This is a genomic window from Paraburkholderia sp. HC6.4b (genome assembly GCF_014200875.1).
GTDB classification, from domain to species: Bacteria; Pseudomonadota; Gammaproteobacteria; order Burkholderiales; family Burkholderiaceae; genus Paraburkholderia; species Paraburkholderia tuberum.
The window spans coordinates 76,484-92,280 of sequence record NZ_JACHDC010000006.1 but is presented as its reverse complement, the minus strand read 5'-3'; the positions used below and the strand labels follow the sequence as shown (position 1 = coordinate 92,280).

Genomic DNA, 15,797 nt, shown 5'->3' with positions numbered 1-15,797 from the left:
CGGTTGGTCACGTCGACTTTTCCGCAAGGACCGTTCCGCCTCAGCGCGCTGGTCACCTACCAGTGGCATCGCTCTTGCTTCCCGCCGATCACACGGCACACATCGCACCTACTCGTCGAACCGGTTCGAACCGGGTTTGAAACTTCTACCTGCAACAATGGCTACCGCGACTCATTCCACGACGACATCACGCAGCCCGACCACCGCGAACGGCAACACCGCACCCCAACCGATGCCGCCGGGACTGCGCCACGCCGACGACACGAGGCCCGGCTACACACGCAAGCGCGACCGGAACGGCTTCATCTATTTCGACGTCGACGGCAAGCGCATCGTCGATGAGGACGAGATTCAACGCATCAATTCGCTCGCGATTCCACCCGCGTACGAAAACGTGTGGATCTGCCCCGATCCGCGCGGTCATCTGCAGGCGACCGGCCGCGACGCGCGCGGCCGCAAGCAGTACCGCTATCACCCCCACTGGCGCGAAACGCGCGACGCCGACAAGTACGAACGGATGGCCGAGTTCGGCCGCGCATTGCCCAAAATCCGCGCGCGCGTGGCGCGTGATCTGAAGCTGCCCGGCATGCCGCTCGACAAGGTCGTCGCGGCCATCGTGCAGTTGCTCGACACGACGCTGATCCGCATCGGCAGCGCAGAATACGCGCGCGATAACCACTCGTACGGATTGACGACGCTGCGCAAGAAGCACGTGAAGATCAGGGCCGGTCAATTGCGCTTCCAGTTTCGCGGCAAGAGCGGCATCGAGCACGACGTGACAGTGGACAATCCGAACATCAAGCGCATCGTGCGACGTTGCGCGGAGCTGCCCGGTCACGACCTGTTCCAGTATCTCGACGAAGACGGCACGCGCCACGGCGTCGGCTCGACGGATATCAACGACTACCTGCGCCGCGTAAGCGGCGCGGACTTCACCGCCAAGGACTACCGCACGTGGGCCGGCAGCGTGTACGCGCTGGCGGCATTGCGCCGCTTGATGTGCAGCAGCGCGGCCGAAGCGCGTCGTCATATCGTCGCGATCGTGAAAGAAGTGGCGACGCTGCTACGCAATACGCCCGCCGTCTGCCGGCGCTGTTATATCCACCCAGCGATCATCAGCGCGTTCGAGGCCGACGAGTTGCAGAGCCTCGCGCCAGGCCAATCGCGCCGCGGACTCAAGTTAGATGAAGTGGCCTTTGCGGTGCTGCTCGCGCAGGCGGAAAAGCGTGCGGCGAAACTCGCGCGCGCATCCGGTGACAAAGGACGCAAGACGCGGGAGTCGTCGGTCGACGACAGTATCAACGGTTCGTTGACGAGTCTGCTAAAAAAGTCGCGCGTGGCGCGCAAGAAAGCCACCGCCGCGAAAGACAAAAGCGCCGCGGCACATTTGCGAGCCACGGCACGCGTGCGTATGCGGCGCGCTGCGCGGGAAATGGCCTCCGAACCGAAACCGCCGGCCCAGTGACGGGCTCAGCGCCGAATCGACCCCGGCTCAACCGTCTTCCTCGAACGCCGCCATCACGAGCCAAACGTCGCGTTCGCCGTCGCGTATCTCCGCCGCCAGCGCATAGGCATCGTTTGGCGAACATACGCGCGCGAGCGTGCTATGCGCGACTTCACCGTTGTCGAACACACGCTCCGTCAACGGCCGCACTTCCTGCTTGCCTTCGAACATCGGCTGTTGCCGACGATACACGAGCGTTTCGGCCTTCCAGTTGCTGAAGCACTCGCGAACATGCGCGAAGTCCCCGCCGCAGATGTTCGCCTGATAATGAATTTTCTTCGTCACGATTTTCTCCCTCGATGGGGAGCGCGATATCGCCGGCGCGTTACGATGAACGCACAGGTGCATGGCCGCGCCCGCATCGATCCAGCGTTACTGTCCCTTCGTATCGCTGCTGGCATCGGCGCCGGGCGTGTTCGTCGTATCGGTCATCGGCTTGTTTGCCTTCGACTTCTTGTGATGATGTTTCATCGACGAAGTCGATCCCATGGTGCTGCCCGTGACATTCGACGCGGGCTCGTTGCCCGCCGTCGGCGCCGCGGTCGCCGCGCCATGCGCGTTGCCGCCGCCGGTGCCGCTATTGCCGTTACCGCCGCCCGCCTGCGCGAACGCGGCGCCCGACGCGACGGCGCCCGACGCGACCACACATGCCGCGAACAGCCATGCCTTCGGATACTTGCTCATCTGGGTTCTCCTTGAAGTAAAAGGACGGGTGAGATCCTTCGGTTCCCTGCTGCCATCACTGAGAATCGAGCAAGGCCTATGCCGCGCGATGCAGTCGTCGCATGCGCGCATCGCGCTTTGCTGATCAGCGCTGGCGTCGGCACTGACGAAATAATTGCAAACGCGCTCGCATCCTTTACGCACGCGGTGCCTCGTCGCGCGGATGCGCCGCGCGCCACGGCGTAACGGCGCCGCATGGCTAGATGGAACGGCCGTTGCTAAATGCCTCGGTACATTCACCCCTTCAAAAAGGAGCCCATCATGGTGATGCAGACCCAGACACAAGGTGCGAACATCGTCGGTAAAGGCGCCGCGACCGCGGAAGGCCCAGGTCCGGATGTTATGGCAGCGGCTACGCTCGACGGCAACAAGGTTATCAGCAGCGACGGCGAGCACATCGGCAAGATCAAGGACATCATGCTCGACGTGCGTTCGGGCCGCGTCGCGTATGCGGTGCTGTCGAGCGGCGGTTTTCTCGGCATCGGCGACAAGCTGCTCGCGATTCCGTGGAGTGCGCTGACACTCGATACGCAGGAAAAATGCTTCGTGCTGAACATGGTGGCCGAGCGCGTGAAGAACGCACCGGGATTTGATAAGGATCACTGGCCATCGATGGCGGATCAGACGTGGGCCACCACCGTGCATCAGTACTACGGCAGCGAACCGTACTGGGGCGACGTCTATACGAGGCGCGACGACCTCGGCGTCGGTGACATTCCCGCGGGTTCGTCGGATGCGCCCGAGGCCGGTGGCGTGAAGCTCTGATCGCCAAATCGACCATTTTCGACGCGTGGCGAGTCCGACATTCCGCTTCAGGAGACAACACAATGGCGACCCGAAAGACCAGCAGCAAATCGAAACGCCCTGTGTCTCGTGGCAAGTCGGGACGGCCAGCGCGTCAGCGCCATGCGCAGGCGCATGCCGCACATCGCGCCAAAACCGCGAAGTCGAGCGGCGCATCCGGCGCGAAGAGATGGTCGCATCACGTAATGGAAACGAGCGACGCGATGGACATCCAGAAGGATATTTTCAAAACCGGCAGCGCGGAGTCCATCGCGCAATCGTTGAAGCACTCGTCGACGGCGAGCCGTCGACGCAAGGGCACGCCGTTTCAATCGGCGATGTCGATGCTCAATTTCTACATCAATCGAGCGGGCCGAAACCTGCCGAAGGAGCGGCGCGATACGTTGCAGCGGGCCAAGCGCAAGCTGCGCGAAGCGTTTGGACGAGAGCCGCGGTGAGGTGACCGGATGACGGTGCCATCACGCGGCACGGCGCTTCAGTCGGCTCCAGGCTGAATGCCGAAGGCACTCTGCACGGCCTCGTACCGCGAATTGACGTTCAGTTTTTCGAACACGTTCTTCATGTGCCATTTGACCGTCTCGGGTGCCAGATTCAATGATCGTCCGATTTCCTTGTTGGACAGCCCGCGAGCGACGTAGCCCAGTATTTCGAGTTCTCGCGCGCTCAGTGTGCCCGGCGTTATCTTCGTGTTGGCATAGCTCGACGAAGAAGATGGCGTGTTATCCGCCTCGTCGAAAGCCGACAGCACCGTGCCGATATACGTGGCGTGCCCGGTCGCGATTTCCGATGGCGTGCGGCGAAAGCGTTCCAGTAACGCACGCATCGGCGGCCCCTCGTCCACGAAGCTATTGATCATCCCCATCGCGCCGCCGATCCGCAGCGCGTTTCCCAGCGCGGCGAACGCCTGTTCCGAAGCACCGTTCTGCTCATGCGCGAGAGAAAGCAGCAGCGAAACGATGGCCTCGGCATAGCGCCAGCCCAGTGCAACCAGATTGTCGAGTGAGCGCGAGAGAAAACCAACCGCGTCGCCGGCGGCATTTTCAGCGAGCAGAACGCGGGCTTGCAGCACGCAGTAGCTTGCCCACGTTTCCATCGCCGAGCCCCGTCGCCCTTCGCACATCATCGGTACACTCGCGCTCAGTTCGTCGGTGACCTGTCGCGCCTCGACCACCCTACCGTCGGCAAGCAGCTGTCTGACGGTTTCCGCATCGCACGCGAGCTTCAGACGCAACCATCGACGGGTTATCGCGAGCTGTCGACCGTCCTCGAGAACGGCGAGCGCCGGCCCTTTTTTGCCATCCCGCCACAGCAGGCGCGACGCGGTAAGCATATAGCGCATCAATGCGGCGAGCGGCGAAGTCTCCAGCGCGATGGTCATGCGACCGTCGATCAACTTCCGCGCCTTGGACAGCTCGTTGCACTCGTAGTAAATCGACGCAAGGCAACCGGCTACCGCGGCCGCGCCCGCCGACCACTCTCCTAGCTTGTCTTCGGAGTACCGCATCGCGACCTCCATCACCCGCCTCGCATCGGGAAGTTCGCCGTGTATCAGCGCGGCGATGCCGTACACCGCGTCGCGCAACATATCCGCGCTGTTCGGTTTCCGGCTGAGTCCCACCTGATCGACCCGCGCTCTCCATACGCGGGAGATGTAGGCGAACTGCCCTCTATACATCAAGCCGAAAATCTCCGCGCTTTGCCCGTAATGGCGTACCCACGGTTCCGCAGGCGCCGTCGATGCCTCAACGGCACGCCCGAGTTCCAGTGCATGTTCGCTGTCGTCGTTCACGCAAGCGATCACCGCGTGGATCGCGTTGATCTCCGCCCATGCGACCTCGTCGGCTACCGACCGATCATCACGGGCCATTCGTTCGAACTCGTCGGCAATCTCGCCGATCTCCTTCGACGCGCGCGCGGTCTCAAGCGACATCGCGAGAGCCCAGGCTTTCACCAGACGCAAGCGCAGTCGACCCGCGATCACGTCCGGCGGCAGTTTGCGAATCCAGCCCGGCAGCATGAACGGGTCGCCGCGTTGGAGCATCTCCATCGCACAGTTTTCGGCCCACTGCACCGCCTGCCCGATGTCGCCCGCTGCCAGCGCATGTCGCACGGCTTCGCGCCACAGGCGAGCCCGCGCGAACCACAGGCTGGCCCGGCGATGCAGCAACGGAACCTGTCGTGGCGTCTGACGCATGAGACGGCGGCGAAGCGCATCGCTCAGCAATGCGTGATAGCGATACCAGTTCTGCGTCTCATCGAGCGGCCGGATGAACACGTTATGCCGCTCGAGCCAGTCCAGCTTTTCTCCGCTTTCGCCCTCACCGCCCATGACATCGTCGCACAGCGTCGCCGTAAGCCGCTCGAGAATCGACGTGTAAAGCAAAAACGTCAGCATGGGCGGCGGCAAATGCGCAAACACCGTATCGTTCAGGTAGCGATCGATGCCGAAGCGGGAACCGGCGAGATGACTGGCGAGCGCGGCCACGTCATCGATCCGGTTCAGTCCGAGCGAAGCCAGCTGCAAACCGGCCACCCAGCCTTCGGTCGCGCTGTTCAACAACTCGACGCTGTTGCGGTTGAGCAGCGCGTTACCGGTGTGGTCGAAAAACGCCTGAGCATCGTCGAGCGAAAAGCGCAGATCGTCGACATTCACACGCGAAAGTTTGTCGGGCGAGCGCAGCCCGCTCAGCGACAGCGCCGGTTCACCGCGCGCGCCGAGCAGCACGTGCAGGTTGTCGGGCGCGTAGCGCAGCAGGCGCGACACGATCGCGAGAACGGGTTTCGCGCTCAGACGGTCGACGTCGTCGAGCACCAGGAAAACACCGCGGCCGTATGCGGCAATGCCATTGATCAGCACTGAAATGACCGTTCTGACCGGTGTGTGTGCATCGTTATCGAGAAGTTGCTGTGCCTGCCACGCGATCTCCTTCGACGCGCGACAAAGCGCCGCCACCAGATAGGCCCCGAGTTGCTGCGGATCGTCGTCTTCTCCATCGAGACTGAGCCACGCAACGGGACGCTTCTTTCTCGTTTGCGCTTCGCTCCACGCGGCAAGCAAGGTCGTTTTGCCGAAACCCGCGGGCGCGGTCACGAGCGTAATGTGACCCGGACGCCGTTCATCGAGTCGCCGGAGCAATCCCGGCCGTTGCACGCAACCCGCGGGAAGACGCGGCGGCATCATCTTGGTCTGGATCAGCGACACGATCCATTCACGCTCGAAACTATCAGCGGTTGTATTCATGAGTTGTCCTCTCATCGGCTATCCGTGAGAGGCATGGAGGATCGTTGTGAATTTGTTTTCAAGATACGCCGAACCGTGTGACGACTCAATGAGGAGCCGCGCAACGAGGCGCGACCAGCGCAATCCGCTTCAGGTCGCTCATGGTCTCGTGTCGGATCGCTAGCGGAGATCGCTTTGCGCGCCCTGCTCGGACCCGTCGTTCTTCGCGACAGCGTCTTCCGGCTCGGTGCTCGCCGGCGCTTGCGCTTCCGCGCTGCCAGCATCGGCCTCGTCAAGGCGGTAGCCGTGCGTATAGACGGTCGTCAATCGCACGCCGTTGTCCGGATGCAGGGCCAGCTTGCGTCGCAGCCGGTAGATATGCGTGTCGATCGTGCGCGACGTACTATCCAGCTCGCGGCCCCACGCAAGCTTCGCCAGAAGCCGCTTGGAAACGACCCGTCCGACGTTCGCGAAGAAATAGGCCGCCACGTCGAATTCCTTTTCCGTCAACAAGATCGATTCGCCGTGCAGAAAAACACTGCGCTGCGTGACGTCGAATACGTACGGCCCAACCGCGATTGCACTTTCCACCTTGATGCTGCGTCTTGTGCGACGCAACAGCGCGCCTACCCGTGCCCCCAGCTCTTTGGCCCGGAACGGCTTGACGACGTAGTCATCCGCGCCGGCGTCCAGCGCCTGCACGATGTCGACTTCCAGAAGTCGGCTGGTCACGAACAGCACCGCGGGTTCGCGGCCCAGGTGACGGCGTATCCAGTACAGCACCTCGAAACCGCTCATGCCCGGCAATTCCCAGTCGAGCACCACGAGATCGACCTCGTTGGCCTGAAGAAAACTGATTGCGTCCTTGCCCCGCTCGACCTTGTTTATTCGATGCCCGGATTGCCCGATTTCCCTTTCGACCGAATCAGCTTGCGCGGGATCGTCTTCCACCAACAGGATATTCATCTATCACCTTTTTTCTTTCGCCCTGGCGACTTGAAGACCGGCCCGCTCGACAGATGCTGCGAAAGACATTCGCATCTGGAATTCCACTCACACGAGCAACCAGTTCAAACAGGACGAAAAAGCCAACATAAAAAAATCGCATACGGCACCAGGTCGGCGTGAGCGGCCAGCGGCGCCGGCTCCGTATGCGTTGTGAATTTCGAGAAGAAAGATAGAGCCAGTCGCTTTTCAAATCCCCCCCTTTCGGAGGGGGGGATGGTGTTTTCGAAGGGGGGGTCATATTGCACGATCATCCCCCCTTATCAGTGATTCGATCTGGCGCGGGAGCATCCGGCCGCGCGTCGGCGGCGGTAATGGATCGGGATCGTCGCGGACATACAGCCGGTTTCCCCGTCGCGCTCGTACCGACGCTGCCCTTGACCTTCAGGTTGGCGGTCACGCGCGCGGAAAAGCCGATTGCAACGGCCGTGTAGCCCTTGTAGTTGCCCGAGCCGATTCCAACCGCGAGGGTCTTGCCGGGGTCGACGTCCGGGATCATCGTCAACGCGGTCGCGCCGGCGATGCCTGAATAGGCCTGGCGCGCCGCCGCGTTCACCCCCTGCTGAACCGAGTCCAACTGCTGCATGTTGATCGCGTCGGTCGGACTGACGCCCGGCGCGACGTTCGAGATCGTCCGTTCGTGACCGAGCGAGCCGATCGACACCGAGTTCGCGTCGCTGGCGGCGAAGCCCGCACCGAGCGCGACCGAGTTGGGCGCGGCCGCAACCGCATTCGCGCCGAGCGCCGACGAACCCGCGCCGCCGAGCGTGACTTTCGTGTGGGATGGGTCGTCGTACTGGACCGCGTCGCCGAGGCCGGTGGACAGGGAAGCGAGGCTGCTGTTGGTCGTGCTCAGCGCGGCGGAAAGCGACGTTACGTCGCTTTGTGCGTGCTGATGTCAGTTGAGGTCGAAGTCGACAACGAAGTCAATTGCCTGAAATTGACGGCATCGGTCGGGCACACGCCAGCGCCGCGCATCACGACGACCTTGCCCGGTTGCACGCGGCCGTCCTTGATCGCCGCGATCGCAACGTCGGATGTCGAGAAGCGGATCGCCTCGCCGGTGAACGCGCGCTGCTGACAGCCGGCCCGGTCTGAACAACGCTCACACCCCACACTGCCGCCCACGGTCCGCTGACTCTTCCACTGCCCCTGCTGTACCTCGAACAGCGTATAAGGCATCTGATCAGATCCCCATGCGGCGGAAGCGGTGCGAACGACCGCATGGATGCCTGCGCCGCTGTCGACGCTGATCGCAACGCGCTGGATCGAGGACGGCACCGCGCAGACGATCCTCGACGCGCAGCGCGCCGAGTTGCGCGCGCGCCAGGAGATCGCGCGCGAACTATTGCCCGCCGAGCATCTGAAGAGCGACCCCGCATGCATGTTCGTGTGGTTGCGCGTGCCGCCGCCGTGGCGCTCGGACGACTTCGCGGCAAACGCGCTCGCGCGCGGGGTCAACACGATGCCTGCATCCGCGTTCGCGGTCGATCGCTCGACGGTCGAGCACGGCGTGCGCATCAACCTCGCTTGCGCCGAGTCGCGCGAGCAGTTGACGCGTGGCCTGCTGATTCTCGCGCACACGCTGCGCGACCGGCCGCGTGCGCTGTTCGGCACGATCTAGCTAGCAGTGGAAGCGTAAAGCGGAGCCGCTAGAATACGGCACCCCCTGCCCAGCCGAGCCGCCTTCATCCGATGACTCCGTCCGACGATTCAAGCCCTTCCTCACGCACGCACGCCGCCGATGCGCTGTTCGCTTTCCTGAAGACGCTGCCGCTCGGCGACCGCTTGATCGAGGGCGGCTTCATGGCCGTGCAGGCCGTGGCGGGCGCGAGTCTCGCGTTCGGCATCGCTCGCGCGCTGCACACCGAGCAGGCGTTCTGGGCCGCGATCACCGCGATCGCGGTGAGCCAGCATAGTTATCTCGACACCCGCAAGCTGTCGCGCGACCAGTTCATCGGTGCGATGGTCGGCGGTATTTTCGGGCTGATCGGCACGCTCGCGGGCGGCGGCCATTTTGCCGCGTACGCGGCGACCGTGGCGGTCGCGATCCTGATCTGCTGGGTCGTCAACGTCGGCAGCGCAGCGCGCCTCGGCGGCATCACCGCGACGATCATGCTGCTGGCGCCAGGCGTCGGCCCGGCGTGGGACAAGGCCTTGCTGCGGCTTGCCGAAGTGACGCTCGGCACGGTCTGCGCGCTCGTGGTCGCGCGACTGATGGCGTCGTTCGAAAGGCGCGCGTTCAGCAAGGGCGGACCGCCCAGATAGAATCGCCCACGCGTTGAGTCTTTAGTCAGTCATCCAGAGCATCGTCCGTTGGCGTGCGGCGCCGGTAACGTCCCGGCGTCACACCGACGCTTTGCGCGAACGCCTTGCCGAACGCCGCCTCCGATTGATAGCCGACCGCCTCGCCGATGTCCGCCGCGCTGCGTTGTGTGCGCAACAGCAGATCGCTGGCGATCGCCATGCGGATCTGCGTCAGAAAATCCATCACGGTCACGCCCGCGCGCTCGTTGAAGTGGCGCGCGTAGGTCGCGCGCGACATCGCCGCGCGCTCGCCGAGTTCAGAGATCGTCCATGCGCGTTCGGGCGCGTCGAGCATGGCCTGCACCGATGCGCCGAGGCGTGCGTCCGTCAGCAACGCGAGCATCCCGGTGCCGTTCGCATTGCGCTCGCCGTGCACGCGCAGTGCCATCGCGAACAGCGCGTGGCTCAAGGCCGTCACGATCGCGAGCGCGCCAGGCTGACGCCGCTCCGCTTCGCCGCGCATCAGAGTGATCACCGCCTGCAACGCATCGAGCGTTTGCGCATCCCCGAGCGATACGTGCAGCGGATCGGGCAGCACATTGAGCAGCAACGCCGATGAACCGGGTGCATAGACGAAGCGGCCGCACAGCAGATCGACGCCGTCATGAATCGCGCTGTCGTTGGGCGGGTGCGCGGCCGTGGCAGTGGTTTCGTGGCCATCGTTGCGCCGCACCGGCAGCATGCCGTCATGCCCGAGCGTCAACGGCAGGCCACCCGCCGAGCGCTTTACGTCGCGCATGCGATGCGCGGCGCCACGCGGAAACAGCATGAAATCGCCGGCCTGCAATTCGAGCGGCACGCCGGCGGCGGTCTCGATCACACAGCTGCCGTCGAGCACCAGATGAAACGGCGCGACGCCGGCCTCCAGCGGCGCGTGATCGATGTCGAATGCGCCTGATAGCAGGCAGCGAAGATCGAGACTCGCTTGCGGCCGGGCAAGGTCGATCAGGCGACTGAGCGTGTCCATGAGACGAGCGCGCTAAAAGTTGAGTCGAATCAGTATTCAGGATATCGCGGCGCGACGCAATACTTTGTCCCACGACGCCGGCAACCGCCGGCGCGCAATGGACCAAGGAGCACTGCCATGTTGAACTGGATCGATTACCGCAAGGAACTGTTCGGCCGTATCGGCGAAATGTCGAAGCTCGCGCCCGAAAGCGTGAAGGCGTATCAGGCGATGTCGAGCGCCGGTCAGAAGACCGACCTGCTCGGCGCGAAAACGCGCGAGCTGATTGCGCTCGCGGTAGCGGTCAGCCTGCGCTGTGACGGCTGTATCACGGTCCATACGGCCGAGGCGCTGAAGCACGGCGCGACCCGCGAGGAAATCGCCGAAGCGCTCGGCGTCGCGATGGCGATCAACGCGGGCGCGACGCTGGTGTACTCGGCGCGCACGCTGGACGCGGTCGCCGCGCACACGCAGGGGTAAGCGAGGTTGATGTTTAGACGCAGCGATCGCCAAGTCATCGTCCGTCCTTACGTGCCGCATCGACCGATCATGTCCGGCGATGCGGCGCGCGGCCCTTGTTGCAGCGATCGATCAAACGCCTACCAGCCTGGTGACCGTTCCTCAGAACTGAATCGTCGTGCGCAAACCGAGAACCGCTTCGTTCTTGATGCGCTGGGACGAATCGTCCGGATGCGGAATTCCGCCGCCCGGCCGCCAGAAGTACTGGAAGTCCGCTTGCAGCATCCACCACGGCGCGACCTGATACTGATAGGTGGCTTCGAGCATCGTCTCCGCGCTGCGCGACGGATAGCCCGGCGTGTACAGCGGCTGCGCGCTCGCAAGATCCTGCGCGTGCGAGCCGATCTTCGCATAGCCGAGCGCGAGCCCGACCACGTCGTTGTCGCGCCCCTTGAACGGCGCCTTGAGCGTCACTCCCGCGTTCACGCCGAGATCGACCAGATTGCGATCGCCCGGCGCACCCATGATGCGCGCGAACACACCGAGCGACCGCGGACTGTCGGAGCCCGCGCGCCACACCATCTGATCGGCGACCGCGTAGAAGCTGTAGTTGCCGCGATGACTCGTCGGCACGCCGTTGCTCGCCGGATTCGCTAGCGACAGGCCGCTCGTGTCGAAACCCTGATCCGCGAAGTAGTTGCTGTTGTACCAGAAGCCGAGCTTGTAGGTGCCCGGCAGGCCGGCCGGCTTCGGATCGGACGCATTCGCCGACGGCTGGTTGACCGCGTACTGCAGTTCGCCGATCACGAGCACGCCGTTGCCGAGATTGAAGTTCGTGCCGCTCGCGTTGAGCTTTTGCGGATCGCCGACGCCTGGCGCTGGATTGCCGTCGAATACGCCGCCCAACACGGTTACTCCGTTCGCGAACGACGCCCGCGCCCTCACGCCGAGCGACGACAGCGGATAGGCCGGGCCGCCCGCCGGCAGATCGACGGACGGCAGCACTGGCCAACCGAACGTCGCGTTCATGAAGGTGGCCGCGTACTGGCTGACCATGAACTCCTGATCGAGACTCTGCTGACCGATCTTGACGTCGACGTTGCCGAGCGACTGCTGATACCACAGTTCCCACAGACGGGTCGCGGCGTCGGCTTCGATGCCGCTCGCGGTTTGCAGCGTTTGCAGATTTCTGGCGGTCAGGCTCGTGCCGTGAATCTGCAGACCGGACACGTTGAAAGTGCCGCCTGGCAATCCAAACGCCTTTTGCGTATCGACGACGAGTCCGAACTCGGTCAAGCCTTGATAAGCACCGCCGCGATTCGTCCCGCCCGAGAGGTTGCCCATGTACTCGCCGGTCTCCTGCAGATTGAAAGTCACACCGTAGTTGCCGAGCCACGGACGCAAACCGCCCATGTCGCCGAGCAGGTTCGGGCGCTCCCACAATCCCGTGGGCGCGGCGACGCTCTGATCGGCGGGCGCCGCATTGTCCGTGGCGCCGGGAGCCGGGGCGGCCGGGGCGGTCGATGGCGCCTCTTGCGTCGGCGCGGCTTCGCCGGGTGTCTGCGCGAACGCGCAAGGAACGAGGCCGAGAGAAAGAACCGCGCTCACGGCGATGGCACCGCCGGAGCTCTGCGGTCTGCGCTTGTAGATATTTTCCATCACGTATCTGGGGTTGAAGTTATAGGCGGATCGCTCCGTTGTTGTTCGCACACGCAGATGGCAAACGTGTGTTCAATTCATTCCCGGCATGCAAGCTTGCGCGAGCCAGCGACGTTACCGTGACGCACTCCGGCGCACAACGAGCGCAATGCGAAAGCGCAACCGCCTCTGCAAGCAGAGGTTGCAGACGACGGTCAGAAAAGAGGAAGCGTGCTACGGAAAACCGGCAGCAAAGGCCGGTCAGAATTGAAGCGCGCTAACCCGAATGGGGCGAGTTAGCGGCGAAGGAGTGAACCTGCGGCGACTATCTCGCGGTTGTGTTGCCGGCGCTGGCCGGCATCGGACTTCCACTGCCTGAACATGCGTCCACGGGTGACTCCTTCGATACGTTGGGGCGAATTGTATTGACGTCGCCCGAAAAAGCGCAAGTAAAAAAACGCATAAAGACAACGTCGGGTTCTCGGGGCCGCACGCAATGATTCTCGAACTCGTTGCGCAAGCCTTCGTCGATAAATGTTGGCTCTGCTTACAGAATCTGGTTGACTCCGGGTTTTTACCGCGTCTAGAATTCGCCCGTCTTCTCAAATGGGGCTGATGCCTTGGACACCTGCAGTAGTCGATCTTCGAACAGTTTCACTGCCTGACCGGCAGAACGTCCGCGCCCCTTCCCCGCGCCGCCGTTCCGCCAGCAGGCAGAACGGTGCGCGCCGTAGCAAATCTTCTTCGTGCACCTCGATCATGAGCGCCATGTGGACGCGGCCTTCGCTCGTCCGCACTGGCACGCCCTCGCAAGCCTTCGGGTTTGCGGCCGAAGCTCGCCGATACCCGCGCCTGGTCGCGGGTTCTGGCGAGGCCGGTAAAACCACGCTGCGTGCCTGAGCGCAGTTCAACCCGACGAGGAGCCCCATGCCCGACAGTGACAGTTGTTGTTTATGCCCCTTCCCTTCAGCCTTAGAGAAGGAAAGCAGCTAGCAACCTGACGCCGCGCCAAGCGTGCGACGTTGGACCGTCTGCCCGCTTTCCGCTTGCCGCGTCACCTACGACGCGCGGAGAAACGTCATGTATTTCGCTCTGCTTTTGCCGCATCTGCCCTATCGCAGCGAGTCGCGCGCTCACTACGAGTCGCTTCTGTCGCTCGATCCGGTCCAATCGAATCGGCTTGTCACGCTGTGGCGCCGAATCGGGTCGCTGCTCTCTTAAGTCCTGCCTGGTTTCTGTCACGAATCAACGCCATTATCGAAAGATTGTGGCGTTGCCTCGTCGTGGCCGTTGCTTGCTGAATGAGCCCTTTCGTCAACTTGCGATTCGTCATGTTCCAACTCAACAATCCCTCGCGAATCGATGCATGTGTCGCCGCCCTGTACGGCGGCACGACTTCGCTGTGCGCAAATACCCACGGCCCCGGAGGTTACTGATGGAGTTCGGTTTCAACCTGAACCGCACCGCCAATGCATCCGCACGACGGCTGCGTCCAAACGGATGGGACTTCGTCGCGTTCCCGCTGATCATCTGCCTGATCGCGATGGCGTCGATCGGCTTTCACGAGACGCTCGCGCCGATGTCGACGCTAAAGACGCAGGCGATCTCGCTCGATCCGGCCAACCTGCCCGAGTACGCGATGCGCACCACGCTGCGCATGCTCGCGGCGATGGTCGCGTCGCTGATCTTCACGCTGGTCTACGGGACGCTGGCCGCCAAGAGCCGCCGCGCCGGTCTCGTGCTGGTGCCGATTCTCGACATCCTGCAGTCGGTGCCGGTGCTCGGCTACATCTCGTTCACGGTCACGTTCTTCCTCGCGATGTTCCCGGGCCGCGTGCTCGGCGCCGAACTCGCCGCGATCTTCGCGATCTTCACGAGCCAGGCGTGGAACATGACGTTCAGCTTCTATCAGTCGCTGCGCACGGTGCCGCGCGATCTCGACGAAGTCTCGCGCGGCTTTCATCTGACTTCATGGCAGCGCTTCTGGAAACTCGAAGTGCCGTTCTCGATGCCCGGCCTGATCTGGAACATGATGATGTCGATGTCGGGCGGCTGGTTCTTCGTCGTGGCTTCCGAAGCGATCACGGTCGGCAATCATACGGTTACGCTGCCGGGCATCGGCGCCTACCTGGCGCAGGCGATCAGCGACAAGAACCTGCACGCGATCGGCTGGGTCATCCTCGCGATGACGGTCGTGATTCTCGCCTACGACCAGTTGCTGTTCCGTCCGCTCGTCGCGTGGGCCGACAAGTTCCGCATGGAGACCACGAGTTCGGGCGATGCGCCGGAATCGTGGCTGCTCGACACGATGCGGCGCACACGTCTGATTCATCAGTTGCTGACGCCGGCGGGCGTGATGCTCGCGACCACCGCACGCATTCCGTTCCGTGTGCCTTTCGCGAGCGCGCGACGCGCCAGCGGACCGCGCGGCGAGAAATCGACGCGCGTGGGGGACATCGTGTGCGGCGTGCTCGTATTCGCGCTGACGGTCTATGCGATCTATCGCGTCGTCGCCTATGTGCGTGCCGGCGTCACGCTCGACGAGGTCGGTCACGTGTTCGTGCTCGGGCTCATCACACTACTGCGGGTCGCCGTGCTGATCGCGATCTCCTCGGTGATCTGGGTACCGATTGGCGTGTTGATCGGCCTGCGTCCGGCGCTCGCCGAGAAGGTCCAGCCGCTCGCGCAGTTTCTCGCCGCGTTCCCCGCGAACCTGCTGTTCCCGGTGTTCGTGATCGTGATCGTGCGCTTTCATCTGAATCCGGATATCTGGCTGTCGCCGCTGATCGTGCTCGGCACGCAGTGGTACATCCTGTTCAACGTGATCGCGGGCGCGACCGCCTATCCGAACGACTACCGCGAGGCGGCCATCAATTTCCGCATCCGGGGCTGGCAATGGTGGCGCCAGCTGATGCTGCCGGGCGTATTCCCTTACTACGTAACTGGCGCGATCACCGCATCGGGCGGCGCGTGGAACGCGAGCATCGTGTCCGAGTTCGTCCAGTGGGGCGATACCAATGTGGTCGCGCACGGCCTCGGCGCCTATATCGCCGAGACGACCGCCGCGGGCGACTTTCCGAAGATCATCCTTGGCGTCGCCGTGATGTCGCTATTCGTCACGCTATTCAACCGCGCGCTGTGGCGCCCCCTGTATGCCTTTGCCGAAATCAGGCTGCGACTCGACTAGGAGT

Annotated in this window: 15 protein-coding genes and 1 pseudogene; 8 read left to right on the top strand and 8 right to left on the bottom strand. The window is 63.4% G+C overall.

Annotated features, from left to right (window positions below; translation table 11 throughout):
* Window positions 1-157 precede the first annotated feature (157 nt).
* The gene (locus HDG34_RS11085) at window positions 158-1,465 is read left to right on the top strand and encodes a DNA topoisomerase IB (protein ID WP_184059946.1); all 1,308 of its coding nucleotides are present in this window, start codon (window positions 158-160) and stop codon (window positions 1,463-1,465) included.
* A gap of 27 nt (window positions 1,466-1,492) precedes the next feature.
* On the opposite strand, the gene HDG34_RS11080 is transcribed toward HDG34_RS11085, so the two are convergent.
* Together HDG34_RS11080 and HDG34_RS11075 are read right to left on the bottom strand one after the other, a co-directional pair.
* Complete coding sequence (locus tag HDG34_RS11080) at window positions 1,493-1,789, bottom strand: hypothetical protein (RefSeq protein WP_184059944.1); 297 nt, start codon at window positions 1,787-1,789, stop codon at window positions 1,493-1,495.
* A gap of 87 nt (window positions 1,790-1,876) precedes the next feature.
* Complete coding sequence (locus HDG34_RS11075; RefSeq protein ID WP_184059942.1) at window positions 1,877-2,188, bottom strand: hypothetical protein; 312 nt, start codon at window positions 2,186-2,188, stop codon at window positions 1,877-1,879.
* Between the two features lie 300 nt (window positions 2,189-2,488).
* Here HDG34_RS11075 and HDG34_RS11070 point away from each other — a divergent pair, with 300 nt between their 5' ends.
* Both HDG34_RS11070 and HDG34_RS11065 read left to right on the top strand, forming a co-directional pair.
* Entirely contained in the window at window positions 2,489-2,992 is a 504-nt protein-coding gene (locus tag HDG34_RS11070) for a PRC-barrel domain-containing protein (protein ID WP_184059940.1), read from the top strand.
* A gap of 62 nt (window positions 2,993-3,054) precedes the next feature.
* Window positions 3,055-3,468, top strand: a complete 414-nt coding sequence (locus HDG34_RS11065) for a DUF3175 domain-containing protein (RefSeq protein WP_090809732.1) — start codon at window positions 3,055-3,057, stop codon at window positions 3,466-3,468.
* A gap of 38 nt (window positions 3,469-3,506) precedes the next feature.
* Here HDG34_RS11065 and HDG34_RS11060 read toward each other — a convergent pair whose 3' ends face one another.
* From HDG34_RS11060 to HDG34_RS39040, 4 genes are all read right to left on the bottom strand, one after another.
* The gene (locus HDG34_RS11060; RefSeq protein ID WP_184059938.1) at window positions 3,507-6,272 is read right to left on the bottom strand and encodes a LuxR C-terminal-related transcriptional regulator; all 2,766 of its coding nucleotides are present in this window, start codon (window positions 6,270-6,272) and stop codon (window positions 3,507-3,509) included.
* Window positions 6,273-6,431: 159 nt separating this feature from the next.
* Complete coding sequence (locus HDG34_RS11055; RefSeq protein WP_184059936.1) at window positions 6,432-7,217, bottom strand: response regulator transcription factor; 786 nt, start codon at window positions 7,215-7,217, stop codon at window positions 6,432-6,434.
* 289 nt (window positions 7,218-7,506) lie between these two features.
* Window positions 7,507-7,920 (bottom strand): YadA-like family protein, encoded by a 414-nt coding sequence (locus HDG34_RS11050; protein WP_311734774.1) that lies wholly within the window; start codon window positions 7,918-7,920, stop codon window positions 7,507-7,509.
* Window positions 7,921-8,129: 209 nt separating this feature from the next.
* Entirely contained in the window at window positions 8,130-8,438 is a 309-nt protein-coding gene (locus tag HDG34_RS39040; protein ID WP_260321119.1) for a hypothetical protein, read from the bottom strand.
* A 16-nt stretch (window positions 8,439-8,454) separates the two neighbouring features.
* On the opposite strand from HDG34_RS39040, the pseudogene HDG34_RS11040 reads away from it, so the two are divergent.
* Both HDG34_RS11040 and HDG34_RS11035 read left to right on the top strand, forming a co-directional pair.
* A pseudogene (locus tag HDG34_RS11040) lies at window positions 8,455-8,880 on the top strand (PLP-dependent aminotransferase family protein); the annotation flags it as partial.
* A 71-nt stretch (window positions 8,881-8,951) separates the two neighbouring features.
* Window positions 8,952-9,524 (top strand): aromatic acid exporter family protein, encoded by a 573-nt coding sequence (locus tag HDG34_RS11035; protein WP_184059934.1) that lies wholly within the window; start codon window positions 8,952-8,954, stop codon window positions 9,522-9,524.
* 25 nt (window positions 9,525-9,549) lie between these two features.
* Here the strand turns inward: HDG34_RS11035 and HDG34_RS11030 are convergent, their stop codons facing one another.
* Window positions 9,550-10,530: an AraC family transcriptional regulator gene (locus HDG34_RS11030; RefSeq protein WP_184059932.1), complete on the bottom strand. Its 981-nt coding sequence runs from the start codon at window positions 10,528-10,530 to the stop codon at window positions 9,550-9,552.
* A gap of 117 nt (window positions 10,531-10,647) precedes the next feature.
* On the opposite strand from HDG34_RS11030, the gene HDG34_RS11025 reads away from it, so the two are divergent.
* The gene (locus tag HDG34_RS11025; protein WP_184009880.1) at window positions 10,648-10,989 is read left to right on the top strand and encodes a carboxymuconolactone decarboxylase family protein; all 342 of its coding nucleotides are present in this window, start codon (window positions 10,648-10,650) and stop codon (window positions 10,987-10,989) included.
* A 141-nt stretch (window positions 10,990-11,130) separates the two neighbouring features.
* Here the strand turns inward: HDG34_RS11025 and HDG34_RS11020 are convergent, their stop codons facing one another.
* Entirely contained in the window at window positions 11,131-12,627 is a 1,497-nt protein-coding gene (locus tag HDG34_RS11020; protein WP_184059930.1) for a carbohydrate porin, read from the bottom strand.
* A 1,059-nt stretch (window positions 12,628-13,686) separates the two neighbouring features.
* Here HDG34_RS11020 and HDG34_RS11015 point away from each other — a divergent pair.
* Window positions 13,687-13,827 carry a hypothetical protein gene (locus HDG34_RS11015; RefSeq protein WP_184059928.1) on the top strand — a complete coding sequence of 47 codons (141 nt, stop codon included), beginning with the start codon at window positions 13,687-13,689 and terminating at the stop codon, window positions 13,825-13,827.
* Window positions 13,828-14,041: 214 nt separating this feature from the next.
* Window positions 14,042-15,793, top strand: a complete 1,752-nt coding sequence (locus tag HDG34_RS11010) for an ABC transporter permease subunit (protein ID WP_184059926.1) — start codon at window positions 14,042-14,044, stop codon at window positions 15,791-15,793.
* The last annotated feature ends 4 nt before the right edge of the window (window positions 15,794-15,797 follow it).

Coding starts and splice junctions, on each gene's coding strand:
- HDG34_RS11055 (WP_184059936.1), bottom strand. CDS start 7,217: ATGAATATCCTGTTGGTGGAAGACGATCCCGCGCAAGCTGATTCGGTC.
- HDG34_RS11020 (WP_184059930.1), bottom strand. CDS start 12,627: ATGGAAAATATCTACAAGCGCAGACCGCAGAGCTCCGGCGGTGCCATC.
- HDG34_RS11060 (WP_184059938.1), bottom strand. CDS start 6,272: ATGAATACAACCGCTGATAGTTTCGAGCGTGAATGGATCGTGTCGCTG.
- HDG34_RS11085 (WP_184059946.1), top strand. CDS start 158: ATGGCTACCGCGACTCATTCCACGACGACATCACGCAGCCCGACCACC.
- HDG34_RS11075 (WP_184059942.1), bottom strand. CDS start 2,188: ATGAGCAAGTATCCGAAGGCATGGCTGTTCGCGGCATGTGTGGTCGCG.
- HDG34_RS11010 (WP_184059926.1), top strand. CDS start 14,042: ATGGAGTTCGGTTTCAACCTGAACCGCACCGCCAATGCATCCGCACGA.
- HDG34_RS11035 (WP_184059934.1), top strand. CDS start 8,952: ATGACTCCGTCCGACGATTCAAGCCCTTCCTCACGCACGCACGCCGCC.
- HDG34_RS11030 (WP_184059932.1), bottom strand. CDS start 10,530: ATGGACACGCTCAGTCGCCTGATCGACCTTGCCCGGCCGCAAGCGAGT.
- HDG34_RS11065 (WP_090809732.1), top strand. CDS start 3,055: ATGGCGACCCGAAAGACCAGCAGCAAATCGAAACGCCCTGTGTCTCGT.
- HDG34_RS39040 (WP_260321119.1), bottom strand. CDS start 8,438: ATGCCTTATACGCTGTTCGAGGTACAGCAGGGGCAGTGGAAGAGTCAG.
- HDG34_RS11025 (WP_184009880.1), top strand. CDS start 10,648: ATGTTGAACTGGATCGATTACCGCAAGGAACTGTTCGGCCGTATCGGC.
- HDG34_RS11070 (WP_184059940.1), top strand. CDS start 2,489: ATGGTGATGCAGACCCAGACACAAGGTGCGAACATCGTCGGTAAAGGC.
- HDG34_RS11015 (WP_184059928.1), top strand. CDS start 13,687: ATGTATTTCGCTCTGCTTTTGCCGCATCTGCCCTATCGCAGCGAGTCG.